This is a genomic window from Pseudomonas sp. NFACC16-2 (assembly GCF_900119205.1).
Taxonomy (GTDB): domain Bacteria; phylum Pseudomonadota; class Gammaproteobacteria; order Pseudomonadales; family Pseudomonadaceae; genus Aquipseudomonas; species Aquipseudomonas fluorescens_Q.
Genome location: NZ_FPIX01000022.1, coordinates 83,750 through 105,131, shown reverse-complemented (window position 1 = coordinate 105,131; position 21,382 = coordinate 83,750). Strand labels below are relative to the sequence as shown.

The window sequence follows — 21,382 nt, the reverse complement described above, 5'->3', positions numbered from 1 at the left end:
CGAGGCGATTTTACCGACAGCGATGCGTTTATCGCATTTTTAGGGATGGACTTGCGGGTCGATGATTCCGGAAAAAAGAATGGCGCCCGGTATCTATCCAAGAAAGGCGATCCCGAGATACGCAGACTCGCTCATATCGCCGCAATGACCGCGTGCCGCTCGTCTAGATGGAAACCATTTTACGAGTCGTACCTGGCGAGAGGCTTCTCAAAAACCCAGGCATTGGTGGTGCTAGCCCGCAAGCTTTGCCGAGTGGCATTTGCCTTGATGAAAAATCAGAGCGAATACCAACCAGCGCCTATGTTGCAGGGTTGCCCTGCAACATAGAATCTCCCACGTTTGGACCTGCGTGTCCATCAGCCTGTGGGAGCGAGCTTGCTCGCGATGAGGCCACTACAGGCACCGAAGAACCTCAGTCGAGCATGAACAACGCATCATTGCTGAACTGCGCTTCGAACCGATTGGCCGGCATCGGCCGGCCGAACAGGTAGCCCTGGACTTCGTCGCAGCCGTGCTCGCGCAGGAAATCCAGCTGCTCGTGGGTTTCGACACCCTCGGCGATCACCGCCAGGTTGAGGCTGTGGGCCATGGCGATGATCGCCCGGGCGATCTGCGCATCCTGCTCGCCGGACGGCAGGCCGTCGACGAAGGTGCGGTCGATCTTCAGCACGTCGATGGGGAATTGCTTGAGGTAGTTGAGCGACGAATAACCGGTGCCGAAGTCATCGACGGCGATGCTCAGGCCCAGGTTTTTCAGCCCGGCCAGGATTTGCATCGCCTCGCTGACTTCGCGCATCAGGATACTTTCCGTCAGTTCCAGCTCCAGGCAGGCCGGCGGCAGGCCGGTGCTGCGCAGGATATTGGCGATGCGCGTGCCCAACTGGCCGTCGGAGAACTGCCGGGCCGAAATGTTGACCGAGACCTTCGGCACCCGGACCTTGGCCTGGTGCCATGTCCTGAGCTGCCGACAGGCCTCGGTGATGACCCAGTCGCCGACGTCCACCACCAAGCCGAGTTCTTCGAGTACCGGGATGAAATCCCCCGGCGGCACCAATCCGCGTCGCGGATGGCGCCAGCGCAGCAGGGCTTCGGCACCGGTCAAACGTTTGCCATCGCCGCTGAACTGCGGCTGGTAATACAGCACGAACTCGTTCTGTTCCAGGGCGTGGCGCAGGTCGCTTTCCAGCTCCAGGCGCTCCAGGGCGCTGGCGTTCATGTCGGCCTGATAGAACTGGAAGTTGTTCTTGCCCCGCTCCTTGGCGTGATACATGGCTGTGTCGGCGTTTTTCATCAATTGGCTCAGTTCGTTGCCGTCCTGGGGGCTCAGGGCGATACCGATACTGGCGGTGACGAAGAACTCCCGGCCTTCGAGCACGAAGGGCCGGACCAGGCTGGCGAGGATCTGCTCGGCTACGTTGATTGCCCGGTTCAGCGCCATTTCGCGGCTGGCGCGCGGTTGCAGCAGCAGGGTGAATTCATCGCCACCCATGCGTGCCACAGTGTCGTCGTCGGCGACGCAGCCGAGCAGGCGCGTGGCCATTTCCTTGAGCATCCGATCGCCGGCGGCATGGCCCAGGGAGTCGTTGATCGGCTTGAAGCGGTCCAGGTCGAGGAACATCAGCACGACCCAGGTCTTCTGCCGGTCGGCCGATTGCAGCGCGGTGTGCAGGCGATCCTGGAACAGCGTGCGGTTGGGCAGGTGAGTCAGGGCGTCGTAATAGGCCAGGCGATGAATGCGCTGCTCGCTGGCCTTGCGCTCGCTGATGTCGCTGAAGAAGCATACATAGCTGGCCAGGTCGCCTTCGTCATCCAGTACGGCCGTAATGCCGACCCAGGCCGGGTAATGCTCGCCATTGCGGCGCTTGAGCCAGACTTCGCCTTCCCAGGTGCTGTGCTGTTGCAGCTGCTTGAGCACGTAGCGCAAGTGGGCTTCCTGCTGTTCGTCCACGGTCAGCATGTTGGGCAACTGGTCCAGCACTTGCGACACGGCATAACCGCTGACGCGACTGAAGGCTTCGTTGGCCTGGACAATGTAGCCGGCCGGGTCGGTGATCAGGATCGCCGAGGTCGAGTGTTCGAAGACCGTAGCGGCCATGCGCAGGTCTTTTTCAGCGCGACGCTGCTGGCTGATGTCGCGACCGACGCCGAGCACGCCTTCGAACGCGCCGTGTTCATCCCATACCAGTACCAGCCGCAGCTCGATGGGAATCTTGCGCCCATCGGCACGCAGGCAGTCGAACAGGAACAACTGGGTCTGCATCTGGTTGCGCAGCTCGGCCAGTTGATCGGGCTTGTCGAGGGCCTTGCTGACCCGGTCCATCAGGCTGTAGATGGCGGTCAGTTGTTGCGGATTGGCGATGATCGATTGCCAGCCGTTCTGGAAGATCCAGTCGGCGGTGTAGCCCAGCACCGCTTGCACCGACGGGCTGACGTAGTTGAGCGAAAGCTTGTTGTCGGTGGAGAAAATCACGTCGCTGATGCTTTCGGCGAGCATCCGGTAGCGTTGTTCGCTGTCACGCAGCGATTCACTGGCCTCGATCTGCTCGGTGACGTCCTTGGCCACGCCGATGATTCGTGTCACCTGGTTATCCCGGTCCCGGGCCAGGGCCTGCTCGCGGATGTCGAAGCAGCGCCATTTGCCATTGCGGTGGCGAAAGCGCAGTTGGCATTGCAACAATTGCGTGTACCCGCCCCGCCGCTGTGCCTGGCGCAGGCTGTGGTAGTGATCGGCATCGTCGCTGTGCAGCAGGATTTCCCAGAAGTACTCGCCCATCTGGTGCAGTTCGGTGCGGTCGTACCCCAGGGTCTGGCCCAGGTGGTGGTTGCTGAAGATCATCCGCTGACTGATGACGTCCTGCACATAGAGATGATCCGGCACGGTGCGCACCACGTCGGACCAGAAACCCTCGCGTTCGAGCAGCGAGAGCTCGATCAGCTTGCGGCTGGTGATGTCGCTGATGCTCAGGATGACCGCGTTATGGTCTTGCTGTTTTTCCGGCAGGCGCAGCACCAGCCACAGGTGCTGGTCGCGGCCATGGGCGTCCTGGAGCTTGATTTCCAGCTCCAGTTGCTTGTGTTGATCGAGCAGCGCCTCGAGCAGCTTCGTGCCGACGGGGTTGTTGTCCTGCGCACCCTTGCCGACCAGCAGTTGCCAGGCCTGATCGCAGGAATCGACATTGAGCAGTTTCAACGCCATCTGGTTGACTTCGGTGACGTGAACTTCCTGGCGCAATTGCTCGAGTTGATGGGAGGTTTTTGTCCATGCGCGCAATTGATCGCCCGTGTGCAGGCCGGCCCGCTCAAAAAACGCCTTGAGCCCCGACAGGTCGAGCACGCACAAGGCCACGCCAGTGCCTTCGAAAATATCCTGGTAGCGCCGCCGACCTTCATGCAACTGCCGCTGACGTCGGCGCATGTTCAAGAGCGCAATCACCGGCAACAACGAAAACGCCAGGCCCAGCAGGCATTTGCCGACGAAGGCCGGCAACAATTGTTCGATCACCTGGCGACGGTCGAACAGCCCCCGCAGTTGCCAGTCGCTGCTACTCAAGGGCACGGTCAGTACAGTGTTCTCCAGGTCATCCGGGGACAAATGGGTAGGGCTGCTCGAGGGCAGACTCTCGTCGCGGCTGATGATCTGCTGGTTGAGACGGTTTTCTACCAGCCACAGCGGGCGCATCCCCATATCGGCCTGCTTGGTCAGGGTGGAGAAAAAGTTCGGGCTCAGGCGCAGGGCCCAGTAGCCACGGCTGCTACCGCTGGCCTGGTGCAACAATAGGTGCACCACGGAGCCGTCTTCGGCATTGCTGAAATAATGGGCCTGGGCCCGGCTGCGCCGCACCAGTTCGCCCAGGTAGTCGGCGTCGTGGCTGTCGGCGTTGCTGTCACTGAGCACTCGGCCGGAGGGGCTCAGCAGGACCAGGCTGCGCAATTCGGGGAGCGATTGCTGGAGTTTGCGCACCAGGGCCCGCTGTTCGTCGCCCGTTTGGGGTTGTTCGACGATCGGTAGCAGGTTGAGGGCGATTTGCGCGTTCAGGGCCATGTTCAGGCTGACCTGCGCGGCGAGATCGGCGGTGTAGTCGATGGTGTATTGGCGTTGTTGCTGTTGGGTTTCGCGCAGTTGGTCGAGCAATTGCCAGAACAACAAGCCGAGCAACAGCAACACCAGCGTGGCCAGTGCGCTCTTCAATGTCCCGCGCAGGGGCGAGCCGGACACGACTGCGGGTGCGCGAGGGGACAGGGGCGGAGTGACGTTGGACAAGCTGTAATCCTGCAGTTTGCTGGACTGGCGCGACGTGCACTATAAGCCGGACGCCCGAAGGGCGGCTAGCATGCCTTGACTTGTGGCAAAGTGCCAGTCCTTGGCGGCTGGACCTTGACCGACGGTTGAGGTAGCTTTGCCGGTCAAACAAGAGCGTTCCAGCTCCAGATCCCCAGGCTCTATCCGCGCGCAGGCATTGATGACCGTCAAATGCCGGTGCCGCGCATGGCCTGGCTCGTTCTTTTCAACTGTCACTGACGCTAGGTTCACCATGGCTCAATACGTCTTCACCATGCATCGGCTGAGCAAAGTTGTTCCGCCGAAGCGGGAAATCCTGAAAAATATTTCACTGTCCTTCTTCCCCGGCGCCAAGATCGGCGTACTGGGCCTCAACGGTTCGGGTAAATCCACGCTGCTGAAAATCATGGCCGGCGTCGATAACGAATTCGATGGCGAAGCCCGCCCGATGCCGGACCTGAACATCGGCTACCTGCCCCAGGAACCTCAGCTGGATCCGACCAAGACCGTCCGTGAAGTGGTCGAGGAAGCGGTCAGTGTGATCAAGGACGCCCAGGCGCGCCTCGACGAGGTCTATGCCGCCTACGCCGATCCGGATGCCGACTTCGACAAGCTGGCCGCCGAACAGGCCAAGCTCGAAGCGATCCTGCAGGCCAGCGACGGCCACAACCTGGACCGCCAGCTGGAAGTCGCCGCCGATGCGCTGCGCCTCCCGGCCTGGGACGCGAAGGTCGAACACCTGTCTGGTGGTGAGAAGCGCCGCGTGGCCCTGTGCCGCCTGCTGCTGTCGGCTCCGGACATGCTGCTGCTCGATGAACCGACCAACCACCTGGACGCCGATTCCGTCGCCTGGCTCGAACACTTCCTGCACGACTTCCCAGGCACCGTGGTTGCGATCACGCACGACCGTTACTTCCTGGACAACGTCGCTGGCTGGATCCTCGAACTGGACCGTGGCGCGGGCATTCCATACGAGGGCAACTATTCGGGCTGGCTGGAAGCCAAGTCCGATCGTCTGGCCCAGGAGTCCAAGCAGCAGTCGGCCCATGAAAAAGCCATGAAGGAAGAACTGGAGTGGGTGCGCAAAGGCGCCAAGGCCCGCCAGTCCAAATCCAAGGCACGCCTGCAACGCTTTGAGGAAATGCAATCCCAGGAATTCCAGAAGCGCAGCGAAACCAACGAGATCTACATCCCGGCCGGTCCGCGCCTGGGTGACAAGGTCATCGAGTTCAAGAACGTCACCAAGGGCTACGGCGATCGCGTGCTGATCGACAACCTGTCGTTCTCCATGCCCAAGGGCGCCATCGTCGGCGTGATCGGCGGTAACGGTGCGGGTAAATCCACTCTGTTCCGCATGCTGATGGGCAAGGAAACGCCGGATTCGGGCAGCATCGAAATCGGTGAAACCGTGCAACTGGCCTGCGTCGACCAGAGCCGCGAAGACCTGGACGGCAGCAAGACCGTGTTCCAGCAGATCTCCGACGGTTCCGACCAGATCCGCATCGGCAACTATGAAATCCCGTCGCGCACTTATGTGGGCCGTTTCAACTTCAAGGGCGGCGACCAGCAGAAGTTCGTCAAGGACCTGTCCGGTGGTGAGCGCGGTCGCTTGCACCTGGCGTTGACCTTGAAGGAGGGCGGCAACGTCCTGCTGCTCGACGAACCGTCCAACGACCTCGACGTCGAGACCCTGCGTTCCCTGGAAGAAGCCTTGCTGGACTTCCCGGGCGCCGCCATTGTGATCTCCCACGATCGGTGGTTCCTCGACCGCGTGGCGACCCACATCCTGGCATACGAAGACGATTCCCAAGCGGTGTTCTTCGAAGGCAACTACACCGAGTACGAAGCCGATCGCAAGAAACGCCTCGGCGAAGCCGCTGCCCAGCCGCATCGCGTACGGCACAAAAAACTGGCCTGAGTCGGTTGGTTGCATGAAAAAACGGAGCCTTCGGGCTCCGTTTTTCATGGGGGTTACGCCGGCACCGCGAATTCAAGGGAGAGAATGTTGGGGAGGGTCGGGTCCATCTCGTACAGCAAGGCATAACCCGCTCCCGTGATTCCAGTCAACAGGCTGACGTCGGGTACCCGATCGTTGTCGAGCCATGGTCCCTCGAAAAACTGCCGGGCGATTCCGTCGAGTGTCTTTCTGACCCTGCTCATGCCTTCGGGATTATCCGAGTGCCGATACAAGTCATGCAGACAGATCAGATTGCCGAAATCCCCGTGGCACAGGTTGTAGCCCTCGCCGAAACCGTGCTGCCAGAGATTGTTCTCGCATCGCTGGATATCGTCGAGCACGGTCTGCCTGGCCGCGTCGTCCAGGGCGTCCCCCATCGATGCCATGAGCTGTCGCCTGGCGATAAGGATACCGCCGTCGCCGTGGCACCACTTGGACGTATGGTCCGCCGGGCCGAGGTTCCGCAGGTCCAGCCAGAAACCGTCCCGGCTCAAGCGGTTTTCGCCTTCGAGCACCTGGAGGGCCAAGGGCACCAGGGTCGCATCGCCGGTCACGTCATAGGCTTTGCACAGGGCATGGATGACCCCCGAGAGGCCGTGGGACAAGCCTGTCAAAATGACCGAGCGATCATCACGCAGCAGCAGTTGGCCATCTTCAATCAGGACTTGATCCTTGATGTAGCCAACCATGCGTTGGATGGCGGGCAGCACGTTCTCCTGTGCAGACAATGCATGGATATTGGCCAGCAGGGTCACAGCCCCACAACAGCCTCCGAGGAAGTCGAAATCATAGTCTTCAGGAGAGACTTCAATCAGTTGGCGTAGCAGTCCGGCAATTTTTTCATCATGCCTGGCGTCTCCAGTGACCTGGCGACGATTGATGAGCAGATAGAGGTAAGCCCCCAGCCCGTGATAAGCACTGACCGTCAAATCGGTTCTGAAAAAGCCGAAGCGTTGCTCCAGTGAGTGCAGCACCTGGTCCATGCGCGACAGACAGTGCGGTTCGCCGCTCACCTTGAACAGGCCCAGATAAAACAAGCCAATCCCGGCGATACCGGAGTACAGCCCGTGATCCATGGGCAACGGGTATTTTCTCTGGGTCCTGGGGTGCGTATGGAAAGACAGCCAGCTTACATCTTCCGTCATGCCCACTACCGCCAGATCCTCGAGGCGGGCGCTGATGGTCTGTAGCGCGTCGAGTCGGTCCGCCAGGGGCGCTGTTTCAAGTTTCGCCAGCGTCTGCGGAATAGGGGAGGGAGGATGTCCGTTCGGTTCTGGGAACAGACAGATTTCGAGTAAGGTGCGTTGTAAGGCCCAGTCTTTGCGGGACAGGTTGGCTATTTTCCGCAGGCAGCTTTTTACCGGTGGTTCCACGGCTGCCATTTCAATTGTTTCACCCTGTGCGCTCGTAAAATAGTTGCCGTTCAGCGGCATGGTAAAGCACGGGATACTGGATCGTTCCAGGTCGGCTATTTCATAGCGGGGAATGCCCTTTTCCCGATAGGGTTCTTTCAGGTCTTCCCACAGGGTGGCGAGCAGAAGTTCCCGGTCGAGCATGTTCTGCATAAAGCGAGGGTGGCGGATCAGCCCGATAAAATCAGCGTAGCGTTGAGAGTTTTTGAGCAATACCCGGGTTGACAGTTCGCCTGCGGATTGTTCAACCACCTGCATGATTGCGTGCCGATGAACCATCAGTTCGCCATAGGCCTTTTCAAAGCCTTGGAAAAGTTCTTTTTTATAAGCCTCAGGTCCCTTGCGCTCACCCTGCAAAAGCGGCAGATGTTTTTGCATCAGGTGATGTTCGAATTCGACTTTGCGCAAATGGTAAAAACCATCGTCGAAAATCAGGGAATGGCGGGTGGAGATGAATAGCGCTTGCCGGGTCAGACCGCTCTGGTCGTTATTGGGCTGTTGTGAGAAGGGTACGAAGCCGCTGGAGCAGATTGACTGCTGGACCAATTTAAAACTATTGGACAGTGCGCAACCTGCGGGCAGGTCAGTGAGCAGGTCGCTGGTGGAAGCCGTGAACAAACACTCGAGGTCGATCATGACCGGGCTGTTGCCGCACGCAATAATATTTTCGTAGTGAAAGTCGATGCCATTCAATCCATGGATGACGGCTATTTGTGCTCCCATTTTTTGATAGAACAGCCCAATGTCTGTTTCGCTATCGCAAGGGAGGTTCTCGACTTTCTCTACCCAGCTGTGCCGTTCGCGGCTGAGGATTCTTGGCGTATGGATAGAAAAACAATCTGCGCCTGTCCACTCATGCAGTTGGCCAAGAAGGCCATAGAAAAACAGCGCCTCCCGGCTTGCCCTTGGCTTGTAGACCAATGCAGTGCTGCCGATCTTGACTTGGCAGACCGTTTCGCCACGACCGTGAGGGTCGCCCAGGCCGAGCTCAATGGCATCGATTTTCCGCGAAGGGATCGAAAACTCCGCCTCCAACCATTCAGCGTCGTCGGCAAAGTTACGAATGACCGTATAAAGAAAATGGAGGGTGTCTTCCAGTAGGTCAAACAGCAATGTCGCCAGCACTGGGTAGGATTCGAAAAACTTCAGCAATGGCAACGTGCATAGAAGGTGATTGAATCCTTCCAGGTCAATGTCATCGCCGTCCGCAATCCGAGTATTCAAATAATGGACCAGGCTTTGTTCCGAGGTGCGTCCAACCCGGGCCAGGACATAGCGTTCAAGGCTGGCAAACAAGGCGGGTTCATCAATGTGCCTTGACGCATTCCAATAGCGCGCATCTGCCTTGAACGTATCGATGAAATAAAGAAAAAAGCGATAGCCAAACCAATAAAAATTGTCCTTGTTGCTTGAGCCTTGTTTCATGTCGACATTCACGCTGTCGAGATGAATCAATTTCTCTTTCAACGTATTCAAGGCCTCTTCGCCAGCGGCGGGCAAGGGCTGCTGATTGACGGGTTCCTTGATATACGAGACCAGTTGTTCCCTGTTCAGGCCAAAGTGATCCAGCACGGTTTGATCATCGGCATGCAGGCGGGTCAGGTTGTTTTCAAAAAGGGCGATGTCGCCGTCTGAAGCGTACCGGTACTTCCCTCGCTGATCCAACTTCAAAGCGTTAACTAGCATGCCATAGCTCCTGACATGGATAGAGCAGGCAATGCCTGCTCTATGTTTATAGGTGTTGCCTGTTTCGATGTCGATTAAGCGGGATTAACACCCGAGTGTCGAGCATCCAATATTGGTGCAAGTTCCAAAGGTGTTGCATTCCATTGTCGTTGCCAGCATGCCCGCGATGTTGTTGGCGGGCGCTTGGTAGGCGTTGAACTCGAGATAGAAGTCACCGGACATGTTCAGGATTTTTTCGTTCATGATATTTCCTCATCAGTTATTGAATATCGCGTACAGCGGCCTGCGGCCAATCGGATGCCAATCACTGTATCCGAACTGTAGGATGTCAAATGAAGTTGTCTATGAATGGGATTAGGGATATCAAAGTCGCCCTGTGCAGGTCGACCTTGAAAGTGGGATTAGCACAAAATGGCGGTGCACTCTGCGGTGCCACATTCGACAATGGTCAGCGCTGCTGACTCAATGCCGCGACTGACGAGTTGGTAGGACTTGAAGTCACCATCGAAGTCACCGGACATTGCCAGTATGTGTTCGCTCATCATGTTTCTCCTCTATTGTTGCGCACCTGTTTTGGTGCGGGAAAAACAATAGCACGCTGCCGATTTGACACCAACTTGTCGTTATGACCTTATGTTGCGGTTACATGTTGCTACAGTATGTAATTGCTGTTGCTATGCTCTAGCGTTAGAGGCCTTATTGCTTTTTTTGAGCCTGCTGGAAAGCTTTGAAGTGTTTTCTCATGGTATTAACAAGTGCTGCCCGCTCGGTTCTTTAATCAAGCGCTATTGCAATGACTTCAATGGCGAGATTGCCCATCGGTCGCTCCCAGATCACCTCATCCCCCACCTTCGCCCCCAGCAACGCTCGCCCCAGCGGCGAACCCCAGTTGATCAGTCCACTGGCCGCATCAGCTTGGTCTTCACCCACCAATTGCACCCGCTGCTCGTGATCATGCTCATCGACGAAGGTCACCCAATGCCCGATCCGCACCTGATCCGTTGATGTCGGCACGACGACCTGGGCGCTTTGCAAGCGCTGATTGAAATAGCGCAGGTCCCGTTCAATGTCGGCGATGCGCTGTTTATCTGTCTGGTCGCCTTTGGCTGCGTGCTGGCCATGCAGTGCCTGCAACTGGGCGACGCGGGCCTGCAACTGGGCAAACCCGGACGGTGTCACGTAATTGGGCTGCGCACTGATCTGGCGTTCGACCGGTTGATCGGCCTGGGCTGCGGCGTTGTCTTCGTTGACGAAAGCGCGACTCATGGTGTTCTCCTCTATTGGAGTTTGGGCCATGGTCGCAGGCTTTTGGTTTCGATGAATGTCTGTACGCGACTTACGGCGAGCGATAGGCCCGGGCGGCGTCCTGGTCCTTCTGCTGCTGCCAGGCCCGTTCACGTTCGTCCCAATAGCGCTCGCGATAGGCATTACGCTCTTCGTTCTCGCGCATGGCCTGGCACTGGCGGAAGCCATCGCTCCAGCCTTCGGCATAACGCGGATCCTTGAGATAACGCGGCACGTCTTTCCTGAATTGGCCGGTGATCGCCCCGGCGGCTTGCCGGCCGCTGCTGCAACCGTCGTCGTAGCCGTCGGCGAACGCTGGTGGATAACCCCGGGCGATCAGGTCTTCGTGGGTGGTTTCACAGCCACCGAGCAACATCAACATACTCAGGACCACTGCTGTGCGCTTCATTTCTGCTTTCCTGCCGAATCCCGCTCATACAATAAGTCTAGAAGTGGATTCGTCAGTAAGGCGTGAAAGCGTGGTGATTAATCCGTTCGTTGCGCAGGCCATGGTCAGTAGTGATACCACTTCACCTCAAGCATCACTTCGTTCTCCGGCGCGGCCAATTGGCTGAATTCCCGCTGCGCACTCAGGCGCAGGCCGAGGTTGCGGGACAATTCCCATTGCTGGTTCAGGCTCAGGCTGCGGCGCACCTCGCCGTTGACGAAATAATCGCCCTTGGCTTCCAGGCTCAGGTTGCCCAGCGGGTTTTTCCACAGCACACCGCTATTGAAACCGGCGGCCGGAGCGATGAACTGGGCGAAGTCATTGTTGTGTTCGACCCGCACCGTGCCCAGGGCAAAGCCGAGGACATCCTCGCCCAGCGCCCAGGTGCCACCGGCGCCGCCGTTGACGTGGCTGACCAGGGTTTCGTCGTCGTGTTTGCCCGGTACCCGTTCCAGGCCGCCGGTGACCTGCCAGGACAGCGGTTGCAGCAACTCGTTGCGCGGCGTCAGGGAGCGAATGGTCGCCAGGTCCAGTTGTTGCACCTGCCAGTCATTGCCTTCGTACTGGCGCAGTTTCAATTGCAGGATTTCGATCTGTGCGCCCAAGGGGAAGCTCTCGGCGTTGTCGTTGAGATCGTGATAGGCCATGCGCAAGCCATACTCGCCGAACGCCCGGTCGCCCCGCGTGCCGAGGCCAGCCTGCCAGGTGCGCGATTGGTGACCGTCCTCGGGCAGGCCCGGTTGCGGGATATCGAGCTCCGGCGCAGGGTTTTGGTTGATCGCCCGCAACAGTTCGAAACTGCGCTGGGCGCGTTGTGGGTCGCGCTCCTGGCCGTTGGCGCGATAGCGCTCCAGGCGATAGGCCGCATCGATGATCAGCGCCTGGCGTTCGCGCGGCAACGCCTTGAAGCCGGGGGCTTGCAGTTGCCGCTGGTCGGCACTGGCTTTGAGTACCCATTGCTGTTCTTCGTCGCTGAGCGGTTCGGCGCGGCTGAGCAGTTCCCGTTCACGGGACGGTCGATACTGGATGCTTTCCACCAGGCCGGCTTCTTTCACGGCCTTGACGGTGTCGGTGGGAATCGCCGTCAGCGGGAATTGTTCGGTCAGGCGCAGGCTGGGGCGAGCCACTTGCAGCAATTCGAGCAGGCGATAGGAGCAGTTTTCGTCGAAGAAAAAATAGTCGAACTGAATCTGCTTGAGTTCCCAGACGTGCTCGACCATGCGCTCGGTTTCCGCTTGGCTCAGGTTCAGGCGGTATTCCCACAGGTCGCGGTTCTCCAGGCTACGGTACTCGGAGAGTTTTTCCTGGTACGGCACCAGGGCGAACAGGCCGGGATAGCCGCCCATCAGGCCCTTCCAGGCATAGAGGATGCTGTTGTCCGAGCCTTCGATGTAGGCGCCGAAATTGATCGCATAGCTGAGCAGGGCGGTCTTGTCGCTTTGCACATCGGCCTGGTCGATGCGCAGCAGGGTGTGGCCGAACATCGAGGACGGGCTGTTCAGATACGCGGCGGGGAAGATCATCACCGCGCTGTGGGGCGAGACGTCCTTGAACCATTGGTTGAAGTCGCTGCAGTCAACGGCCGGCAGATCCGTCAGATTGAGCTGGGCCTTGAGCCAGCGCGTTCGCGCCGGGTACACGCACTGGGCATGCTGCTGGCCGGCGCTGGCCGGGCCGTACAGGGCTTTTAGCGTGGCGCTCAGTTCGCGCTCGGGATGTTCGTTGCCATCGGGCGCGAGGAAGAATTTCTTGTCGCTGATATAGCTGCGCCACCCGCCAAGCTTGGCGGTTTCGTAGTGGCCCAGGGAAATCCAGAAGCGGTCATTGGCCAGTTGCTGCAAACGTTGAGGGTCGACATGAGGCGCGGCGGACAGCGGGGCGCACACACAGAGCGCCAGCCAGGCAAGGCGTTTGAGCATAGTCGGCTACTTGGAAAGGCGAAAAAACAAAGACCGAAGGGGCCCCGAAAAGAAAACCCGCTCCCCGAGAGGAGCGAGTGGTGTCGAGCTTAAGCTTGAGTGGCGTACTTGGCCAGGCGAGGATCGCTTTTCAGCACGGCCAGGGTGTTGGTATGCACATCTTCCGCCGTCACGTCAGCCTTGCTGAAGATCTGCTGGAAGTGCTCGTGGGTAACGGCTGAGAAGTGTGCGCGATCTTCCGGCGCTACGCCCAGTACCACGGCATAGGTGGTCAGCGCTTCGCCTTGACCCTTGGCCATGTCTTCGGACAGCTCGTTCATCATGCCATTCATGGCCAGCCAGGACTTGCCACCGTAGGTCAGTGCCGCGTTGGTCGAGCAACCGTTGGTGCCGGATGTCATGCCGAAGGTAGCGTTACCGGAAGTGCCGTTGGTGGTGGATGCCAGGAAGTGTGCCGGAGTGCCACGCTGACCTTCGAACAGCATGTTGCCCCAGCCGCAATCCGGGCCGCCCGGCGCCTGAGCCATGGCGTTGATGGATACAGCGGTGAAGAGAGTACCGAGAAGAATCCGTTTCATAGCTATGTTCTCTTTATGTGCATACCGATGGACAGGGTCTGGCCCCTATAGCAGCCAGTGGGCCGGTTATTGTCCCAGCCGCGCAATTTGGAGTTTAGGCACGATCCAGGGGTTCCGTGACATTTTGCAAAAACATCACTGGAAGATCGCCTGTCTACTGGGCCCCGTCCGCGGTTTCCCCTTTGACTATGCTATGGGCAGAGGCGCTCCTTGCCAGTCAGGTACAGGCGGCGCCAGAATGCCGCTATCTGCCCCGCCTGATGTAAGGAAGCCCGATGCCTGATCCTGTTGCTGCCAGCTTGCGTCTAGCGCCCGAAGCGCTGACCCGTCCGTTTTCCGCTGAACAGTTCAGCTTCTCTACCACCAATGATCTGGAGCCCTTCCGCGGTGTGCTTGGCCAGGAACGTGCGGTCGAAGCCTTGCAGTTCGGCGTGGCCATGCCGCGCCCCGGTTACAACGTATTCGTCATGGGCGAGCCCGGCACTGGCCGGTTTTCGTTCGTCAAACGCTACCTCAAGGCCGAAGGCAAGCGCCTGCAGACCCCGGCGGACTGGGTCTACGTCAACAACTTCGATGAGCCCCGCGAACCCCGTGCCCTGGAACTGCCGTCAGGTACGGCCGGTGCTTTCATCGCCGACATCAACGGCCTGATCGACAACTTGCTGGCGACGTTCCCGGCGGTATTCGAGCACCCGTCCTACCAGCAGAAGAAAAGTGCCATCGACCGCGCCTTCAACCAGCGCTATGACCGCGCCTTGGATGTGATCGAGCGCCTGGCGCTGGAGAAGGATGTCGCGCTGTACCGTGACAGCAGCAACATCGCCTTCACGCCAATGAGCGAAGGCAAGGCCCTGGATGAAGCGGAATTCGCCCAGTTGCCGGAAGCCGAGCGCGAGCGTTTCCATGAGGACATCTCGGGCCTGGAAGAGCGCTTGAACGAGGAGCTCGCCAGCCTGCCGCAGTGGAAGCGCGAGTCCAGCAACCAGTTGCGCCAGCTCAACGAAGAAACCATCACCCTGGCCCTGCAACCGTTGCTGGCACCACTGTCGGAGAAATACGCAGAGAACGCTGCGGTCTGCGGCTACCTGCAGGCCATGCAGGTCTATCTGCTCAAGACCGTGGTCGAGCAATTGGTGGACGACAGCAAGACCGACGCCATCGCCCGCAAGCTGCTGGAGGAACAGTACGCCCCGAGCCTGGTGGTCGGGCATCCGTTCAGTGGCGGCGCGCCGGTGGTGTTCGAGCCGCACCCGACCTACGACAACCTGTTTGGTCGCATCGAATACAGCACCGACCAGGGCGCGCTCTACACCACGTACCGGCAGTTGCGTCCGGGCGCCTTGCACCGGGCCAACGGCGGTTTCCTGATTCTCGAAGCGGAAAAAATGCTCGGTGAGCCGTTCGTGTGGGATGCGCTCAAGCGTGCCCTGCAATCGCGCAAGCTGAAAATGGAATCGCCGCTGGGGGAGCTGGGGCGCGTGGCCACCGTGACCCTGACGCCGCAGCACATTCCGCTGCAGGTCAAGGTCGTGATCATCGGCGCCCGCCAGCTCTACTACGCCTTGCAGGACCTGGATCCGGACTTCCAGGAAATGTTTCGCGTGCTGGTGGATTTCGACGAAGACATCCCGATGGGCGACGAGAGCCTGGAGCAGTTCGCCCAGTTGCTCAAGACCCGCACTTCGGAGGAGGGCATGGCGCCGCTGACCGCCGACGCGGTGGCGCGCCTGGCGACCTACAGTGCGCGTCTGGCCGAACACCAGGGGCGCTTGTCGGCGCGCATCGGTGATCTGTTCCAACTGGTCAGCGAGGCGGATTTCATTCGCCAACTGGCCGGTGACGATATGACCGACGCCGGTCATATCGAGCGCGCCCTCAAGGCCAAGGCCACCCGTACCGGGCGTGTCTCGGCGCGAATCCTCGACGACATGCTCGCGGGGATCATCCTGATCGACACCGCCGGCGCGGCCGTGGGCAAATGCAACGGGCTGACAGTCCTCGAGGTCGGCGACTCTGCGTTTGGTGTACCCGCGCGGATTTCCGCCACGGTGTACCCGGGCGGCAGCGGTATCGTCGACATCGAGCGGGAGGTCAACCTCGGCCAGCCGATCCACTCCAAGGGCGTGATGATTCTTACCGGCTACCTGGGCAGTCGTTATGCCCAGGAATTCCCGCTGGCGATCTCGGCCAGCATTGCGCTGGAGCAGTCCTACGGTTACGTGGATGGCGACAGCGCGTCCCTGGGCGAGGCGTGTACGCTGATCTCGGCCCTGTCGAAGACGCCGCTCAAGCAGTGCTTCGCCATTACCGGCTCGATCAACCAGTTCGGTGAAGTGCAGGCGGTGGGCGGGGTCAACGAGAAGATCGAAGGCTTCTTCCGCCTCTGTGAAGCCCGTGGGTTGACCGGTGAGCAGGGGGCGATCATTCCCCAGGCCAACGTCGCGACCCTGATGCTCGACGAGAAAGTGCTGGCCGCCGTGCGCGCTGGGCAGTTCCACGTCTATGCGGTGCGCCAGGCCGACGAAGCCCTGAGCCTGTTGGTGGGCGAGCCTGCTGGCGAGCCGGACGAAAACGGCGAGTTCCCCGAGGGCAGCGTCAATGCCAGGGTAGTGGAGCGGCTGCGGGTGATCGCGGAAATGATCAGCGAAGATGACATCAAGGAAGCGGAAAAGGAACTGGCACAGCAGGCATTGACGGAGGCCAAGCCGGCTTGATTGCTGTATTCCAAGTGGGACCCTGTGGGAGCGAGCTTGCTCGCGATAGCGCAGTTTCAGTCACTCATCAGTCGACTGTCACACCGCTATCGCGAGCAAGCTCGCTCCCACAAATTTTTGGTTGTTTCAAAAAAAACGCCACCACTTTGGCGTCAATATTCACACTGTGACCGCTCGGCGCATTCTGGTCTCGAAAGTCCTTGCGACCGGAACTTTTCTTCTATCCTCAGCTCAAGGATAACGAGAGTCATCATCGGATCGAAACAGCCTCCTCCCGGGGCTGAATACCGGATCTACCGAGGGGCGCCGCCATGTCGCGCAACCTTTGCCTCACTCGTCAATGCCTGGGCCTTGTCACCCGTATCGAATGCGCCATCCGCCCCCTGGCGGGAGATACCGGTATGTGGACCTTGCTCTTCGCCGCCGGAATGGCCGGTGAACAACCTTCTGCCATCAAGGCCCAAGGGCCATTTCCCGGCCCGACTGCCGCCGAATCCATCCTCGATACCATTGTGCAAAGCCTGACGCTGCACGGCTACGAGCTAGCCGATGACCCGCAGATATGGTCCCTGCACATGCAAGCCCAACTGCGTGAAATCAATGGAGGCCGTTGTCGCAACGTCGGCGGCTTCGAGTTTCGTCCGCTGCAGTGAAGGCCATCACCGCACGGGCACCGGCAGTAAAATTTTGACACAAGAGCAGGGACCTGGGACGGTCCCGGCGTTTGTGGGGCCGGTCGTGGCTGATATACTCGCCGCGATTTTTCAGCCCTGGTATGAGATTCAATGGAACGCTTTATCGAAAACGCAATGTACGCCTCCCGTTGGCTGCTGGCGCCGATCTACTTCGGGTTGTCCCTGGGCTTGCTGGCCCTGGCGCTGAAGTTCTTCCAGGAAGTCTTTCACGTCATCCCCAACGTGTTTTCCATGGCCGAGTCGGACCTGATCCTGGTGCTGCTGTCGTTGATCGACATGGCGCTGGTGGGCGGGCTACTGGTGATGGTGATGATTTCCGGCTACGAGAACTTCGTCTCGCAGCTGGACATCGGCGACGACAAGGAAAAGCTCAACTGGCTGGGCACCATGGACTCTTCATCGCTGAAGATGAAAGTCGCTGCCTCGATCGTGGCCATTTCCTCCATCCACCTGCTGCGCATTTTCATGGACGCCAAGAACGTCGATCCCGAGCATCTGATGTGGTACGTGATCATCCACATGACTTTCGTGGTCTCGGCATTTGCCATGGGCTACCTGGACAAACTGACCAAGCACTGAGGTCCGTTCTCCACGCTGGCGCAACGCCCGCCTGTAGAATTGCAGGCGGGCGTTGTCGTTTCTGGCGGCTTGCTTTGACGTGGGGGCTCGTCACCCGCGGTGGCATCTGTGCTAGTCTGCTCGCCCTTTTGGTTCCGGGCGCTCCGGGAGGCGCTGTGTCACGCACGGCAACTCTCGAGCCGTCCGCACAGCGGAGCAGCATCATGTCCGAAGTTAACCTGTCCACCGACGAAACCCGCGTCAGCTACGGCATTGGCCGTCAGTTGGGCGACCAACTGCGCGACAACCCGCCACCGGGCGTGAGCCTGGACGCCATCCTGGCCGGCCTGACCGACGCGTTCGCCGGCAAGCCAAGCCGCGTGGGCCAGGACGAGATGTCCGCCAGCTTCAAGGTCATTCGTGAAATCATGCAAGCCGAAGCCGCTGCCAAGGCTGAAGCCGCCGCTGGCGAAGGCCGTGCGTTCCTGGCCGAAAACGCCAAGCGTGAAGGTATCACCACCCTGGCTTCCGGCCTGCAATTCGAAGTGCTGACCCAAGGTGAAGGCGCCAAGCCGACCCGTGAAGACCAGGTGCGTACCCATTACCACGGCACCCTGATCGACGGCACTGTGTTCGACAGCTCCTACGATCGTGGCCAGCCAGCCGAATTCCCGGTTGGCGGCGTGATCCCAGGCTGGACCGAAGCCCTGCAACTGATGAACGCCGGCAGCAAATGGCGCCTGTACGTGCCGAGCGAACTGGCTTACGGCGCTCAAGGCGTTGGCAGCATTCCACCGCACAGCGTGCTGGTGTTTGACGTCGAGTTGTTGGACGTACTGTAAGACTCTGTCCGGTTTTACAGCCGGACAAAAAACTGTGGAAGCGAGCTTGCTCGCGAAAGCGGACAGCCAGTCGACATTGTCGTTACTGACACACCGCCATCGCGAGCAAGCTCGGCTCCCACAGGTTATTTTTGCTCATCCGTGGAACCTGCCACTGAAATCACCCGTCGGGCGCAATGCCCGGGCGTAGCAGAACAGGAACAGATTGCGCACCAGTTCCTTGAGCACCAATGGCTCACTGGAATTGAGGCTATTGAGGTCCAGATCCCCCTGGTCCTGCAGCTCGTTCAAGGCTTCTTCTTCAAGCACTGCACAGACTTCCCCGGTTTCCCGATGCAGGATCCTGAGATAGGGATGTGGGCGGTCCAGCCAGGCATCGATCAAATAAGTCATGGTTCTCATCTCCTTGATGGGTTTCGATGAGAATAATTCTTATTCGCTAAATAGCAAGGCTCTATTGGCGTTGCGATTGTTTTTCTGACGGTGGGTTATGGCAGCTCAGAACGGCTGGCAGTTGGCTAACGGCCGAGAAATGGGGGCGAAGCGGAGAGGGCGAAGCTCCATCCCACACGCGGGGTATGGGATGGAATACAGCAGTATCAGACTTTTCTTACGAACTCGGACTTGAGTTTCATCGGGCCGATGCCGTCGATCTTGCAATCGATGTCGTGGTCACCCTCGCACAGGCGGATGTTCTTGACCTTGGTGCCGACCTTGACCACCAGCGACGTGCCCTTGACCTTGAGGTCCTTGATCACGGTGATGGTATCGCCGTCCTGCAGGACGTTGCCGACCGAATCTTTCTTCACGGTATCGTCGGACGCTGTTTCAGCTTCGCCGCTGGCGGACCATTCATGGGCACACTCCGGGCAGACCAGTTGAGTACCGTCTTCGTAGGTGTATTCGGAATTGCATTTCGGGCAGGGAGGCAACGTGCTCACTAAGGTTCCTTGGGTATCAGGAGGGCAAAAGGGCGCACATTATATAGGGTTTTGTGGAAAGCAGGGTGGCGGGGCTGCGTTCGGAGATCTGTGGCGAGGGGATTTATCCCCGCTGGGCTGCGCAGCAGCCCCAAGAGCAGGATTCAACCCAATCTGCTTGGAGCACGGGGAATGACTTTTAGGGCTGCTTCGTAGCCCAGCGGGGATAAATCCCCTCGCCACAAAGAAGCCCCAGGGATGTTAGTGAGTACGGGCGACCGCAAACTCGCTCAGTTCCACCAGCGCATCGCGGTATTCGCTGGCCGGCAGGGCGTCGAGGCATTTGATCGCGCGGGCAACGTAGTCCCGGGCCAGTTTCGCGGTGTACTCCAGCGAACCGGATGCTTCGACCGCGACACGGATGCTTTCCAGGTCTTCGATCCCGCCTTTCTGAATCGCCTGGCGAACCAGTGCTGCCTGTTCAGGCGTGCCCTCGCGCATGGTGTAGATCAGCGGCAGGGTCGGCTTGCCTTCGGCCAGGTCGTCGCCGACGTTCTTGCCCAGGGTTTCTGCATCGCCCTTGTAGTCGAGCAGGTCGTCCACCAGTTGGAAGGCCACGCCCAAGTGGTCGCCGAACGTGCGCAGCGCTTCGCTCTGCTCGGCGCTGGCACCGGCCAGGGCGGCGGCGCTGTGGGTCGAGGCTTCAAAGAGCATCGCGGTCTTGCCGCGGATGACTTCCATGTAGGTTTCTTCGGTGGTGCTGGCATCGCGTACCTTGGACAGCTGCAGCACTTCGCCTTCGGCGATGATGCGCGTGGCCTGGGACAGGATCTTCATCACCGGCATCGAGCCCAGCTCGACCATCATTTCGAACGAGCGCGAATAGAGGAAGTCGCCCACCAATACGCTGGGAGCATTGCCCCACATGGCGTTGGCGGTCGAACGGCCACGGCGCATGCCGGACATGTCGACCACGTCGTCGTGGAGCAGGGTCGCGGTGTGCAGGAATTCGATGGTAGCGGCCAGCAAGCGCATGTCGTCGCCTTCGCGACCCAGGGCCTTGCCGCACAGCAGCACCAATAAAGGACGCAGGCGTTTACCGCCGGCCGAAGTGATGTAGTCGCCGATTTTCGATACCAGAGGCACGCGGGAAGTCAGCTGCTTCTTGATGATGCCGTCGACGGCGCTAAAATCGTCCGCCACCGCGCGGTAGAAAGCTTGGGGTTGCATCAGCGACAGGTGCTCCAGAAGGGTTGCGCGGCATGCTAGGACCCACGTCCGCAGGTGTCAAGGCGCGATAGACGGCTACTTGCAAGGCTCTCGCGGCTTGCGTACAATCGCGCACCCTGAACTTCCTGGGCAGCACCTGCCTTACGCAATTGCATCCGGGCCTTCCAGCCCATGCAGCCATGCCAGCCAATACCTCTTCTTATAAAGCGCTGGGTGAGCAGGATTATCGGAGAAATACCATGTCGTATGCAGTAATTGTTACTGGTGGCAAGCAATACAAGGTCGCCCCAGGTGAATACCTGAAGATCGAAAAACTGGAAGTCGCTACCGGCGAATCCGTGACTTTTGATCGCGTTCTGTTGGTCGCCAATGGCGATGACGTGAATATCGGCGCTCCAGTCGTTGCTGGCGCTACCGTTGTGGCTGAAGTGATCTCCCAAGGTCGTCACGATAAAGTCCGCATCATCAAGTTCCGTCGCCGTAAGCACCACATGAAGCGCATGGGCCACCGCCAGTGGTACACCGAGATCAAAATCACCGGTATTCAGGCTTAATTTCAGCCTAATTCCTCACTAGGAGAATTGAACTCATGGCACACAAAAAAGCTGGTGGTAGTACCCGTAACGGTCGCGACTCAGAAGCCAAACGCCTTGGCGTGAAGATGTATGGCGGCCAGGCTATCAAAGCAGGCAACATCATCGTGCGTCAGCGCGGCACCCAATTCCACGCTGGCTACGGCGTGGGCATGGGTAAGGATCACACCCTCTTCGCTAAAATCGAAGGCGTGATCAAGTTCGAAGTAAAAGGCGCCTTCGGTCGTCGTTACGTAAGCGTTATCGCAGCTTAATTGCGAGACCGCT

The 21,382-nt window shown here is 59.3% G+C and carries 19 protein-coding genes; 8 read left to right on the top strand and 11 right to left on the bottom strand.

What is annotated here, in order from left to right; all coding sequences use genetic code 11:
• On the top strand, window positions 1-327 hold a 327-nt coding region (locus BT116_RS18320), incomplete at its 5' end, for a transposase (RefSeq protein ID WP_139209507.1).
• An 85-nt stretch (window positions 328-412) separates the two neighbouring features.
• Here the strand turns inward: BT116_RS18320 and BT116_RS18315 are convergent.
• On the bottom strand, window positions 413-4,261 hold the full coding sequence (locus BT116_RS18315; RefSeq protein ID WP_072346156.1) for a sensor domain-containing protein: 3,849 nt from the start codon (window positions 4,259-4,261) through the stop codon (window positions 413-415).
• A gap of 271 nt (window positions 4,262-4,532) precedes the next feature.
• On the opposite strand from BT116_RS18315, the gene ettA reads away from it, so the two are divergent.
• Window positions 4,533-6,197 carry an energy-dependent translational throttle protein EttA gene (gene ettA, locus BT116_RS18310; RefSeq protein ID WP_030140297.1) on the top strand — a complete coding sequence of 555 codons (1,665 nt, stop codon included), beginning with the start codon at window positions 4,533-4,535 and terminating at the stop codon, window positions 6,195-6,197.
• Window positions 6,198-6,250: 53 nt separating this feature from the next.
• Here ettA and lanM read toward each other — a convergent pair whose 3' ends face one another.
• From lanM to BT116_RS18285, 7 genes are all read right to left on the bottom strand, one after another.
• Window positions 6,251-9,334, bottom strand: coding sequence for a type 2 lanthipeptide synthetase LanM (gene lanM / locus BT116_RS18305; RefSeq protein ID WP_072346153.1), 3,084 nt, complete (start codon window positions 9,332-9,334; stop codon window positions 6,251-6,253).
• Between the two features lie 84 nt (window positions 9,335-9,418).
• The gene (locus BT116_RS31075) at window positions 9,419-9,577 is read right to left on the bottom strand and encodes a hypothetical protein (RefSeq protein WP_170845993.1); all 159 of its coding nucleotides are present in this window, start codon (window positions 9,575-9,577) and stop codon (window positions 9,419-9,421) included.
• Between the two features lie 158 nt (window positions 9,578-9,735).
• Entirely contained in the window at window positions 9,736-9,876 is a 141-nt protein-coding gene (locus BT116_RS31070) for a hypothetical protein (RefSeq protein ID WP_170845994.1), read from the bottom strand.
• Window positions 9,877-10,108: 232 nt separating this feature from the next.
• Complete coding sequence (locus tag BT116_RS18300; protein WP_072346151.1) at window positions 10,109-10,600, bottom strand: GreA/GreB family elongation factor; 492 nt, start codon at window positions 10,598-10,600, stop codon at window positions 10,109-10,111.
• A 70-nt stretch (window positions 10,601-10,670) separates the two neighbouring features.
• Window positions 10,671-11,027 carry a hypothetical protein gene (locus BT116_RS18295; protein ID WP_072346149.1) on the bottom strand — a complete coding sequence of 119 codons (357 nt, stop codon included), beginning with the start codon at window positions 11,025-11,027 and terminating at the stop codon, window positions 10,671-10,673.
• A 104-nt stretch (window positions 11,028-11,131) separates the two neighbouring features.
• Window positions 11,132-12,985 carry an Lnb N-terminal periplasmic domain-containing protein gene (locus BT116_RS18290; RefSeq protein ID WP_072346147.1) on the bottom strand — a complete coding sequence of 618 codons (1,854 nt, stop codon included), beginning with the start codon at window positions 12,983-12,985 and terminating at the stop codon, window positions 11,132-11,134.
• Between the two features lie 89 nt (window positions 12,986-13,074).
• A complete protein-coding gene (locus BT116_RS18285; RefSeq protein WP_003185616.1) occupies window positions 13,075-13,563 on the bottom strand; it encodes a DUF3015 domain-containing protein in 489 nt (162 codons plus the stop codon).
• A 275-nt stretch (window positions 13,564-13,838) separates the two neighbouring features.
• On the opposite strand from BT116_RS18285, the gene BT116_RS18280 reads away from it, so the two are divergent.
• From BT116_RS18280 to BT116_RS18265, 4 genes are all read left to right on the top strand, one after another.
• Window positions 13,839-16,277, top strand: coding sequence for a Lon protease family protein (locus BT116_RS18280; protein ID WP_072346145.1), 2,439 nt, complete (start codon window positions 13,839-13,841; stop codon window positions 16,275-16,277).
• 311 nt (window positions 16,278-16,588) lie between these two features.
• Window positions 16,589-16,930, top strand: a complete 342-nt coding sequence (locus BT116_RS18275) for a PA4575 family protein (RefSeq protein WP_072346143.1) — start codon at window positions 16,589-16,591, stop codon at window positions 16,928-16,930.
• 132 nt (window positions 16,931-17,062) lie between these two features.
• Window positions 17,063-17,551, top strand: a complete 489-nt coding sequence (locus tag BT116_RS18270) for a TIGR00645 family protein (protein ID WP_003205748.1) — start codon at window positions 17,063-17,065, stop codon at window positions 17,549-17,551.
• Window positions 17,552-17,754: 203 nt separating this feature from the next.
• Window positions 17,755-18,372, top strand: coding sequence for a BamJ family beta-barrel-assembly machinery protein (locus tag BT116_RS18265; RefSeq protein WP_003205746.1), 618 nt, complete (start codon window positions 17,755-17,757; stop codon window positions 18,370-18,372).
• 135 nt (window positions 18,373-18,507) lie between these two features.
• Here BT116_RS18265 and BT116_RS18260 read toward each other — a convergent pair whose 3' ends face one another.
• The 3 genes from BT116_RS18260 to BT116_RS18250 all read right to left on the bottom strand — a co-directional run bounded on the left by BT116_RS18260 (window position 18,508) and on the right by BT116_RS18250 (window position 20,522).
• On the bottom strand, window positions 18,508-18,765 hold the full coding sequence (locus tag BT116_RS18260) for a PA4570 family protein (protein ID WP_003205743.1): 258 nt from the start codon (window positions 18,763-18,765) through the stop codon (window positions 18,508-18,510).
• A 206-nt stretch (window positions 18,766-18,971) separates the two neighbouring features.
• A complete protein-coding gene (locus BT116_RS18255) occupies window positions 18,972-19,313 on the bottom strand; it encodes a zinc ribbon domain-containing protein YjdM (protein WP_072346141.1) in 342 nt (113 codons plus the stop codon).
• 240 nt (window positions 19,314-19,553) lie between these two features.
• Window positions 19,554-20,522: a polyprenyl synthetase family protein gene (locus BT116_RS18250; protein ID WP_072346139.1), complete on the bottom strand. Its 969-nt coding sequence runs from the start codon at window positions 20,520-20,522 to the stop codon at window positions 19,554-19,556.
• Window positions 20,523-20,761: 239 nt separating this feature from the next.
• Here BT116_RS18250 and rplU point away from each other — a divergent pair, with 239 nt between their 5' ends.
• Both rplU and rpmA read left to right on the top strand, forming a co-directional pair.
• The gene (gene rplU, locus BT116_RS18245; protein ID WP_007950961.1) at window positions 20,762-21,076 is read left to right on the top strand and encodes a 50S ribosomal protein L21; all 315 of its coding nucleotides are present in this window, start codon (window positions 20,762-20,764) and stop codon (window positions 21,074-21,076) included.
• Between the two features lie 35 nt (window positions 21,077-21,111).
• Complete coding sequence (gene rpmA / locus BT116_RS18240) at window positions 21,112-21,369, top strand: 50S ribosomal protein L27 (RefSeq protein WP_053153633.1); 258 nt, start codon at window positions 21,112-21,114, stop codon at window positions 21,367-21,369.
• Window positions 21,370-21,382 lie beyond the last annotated feature (13 nt).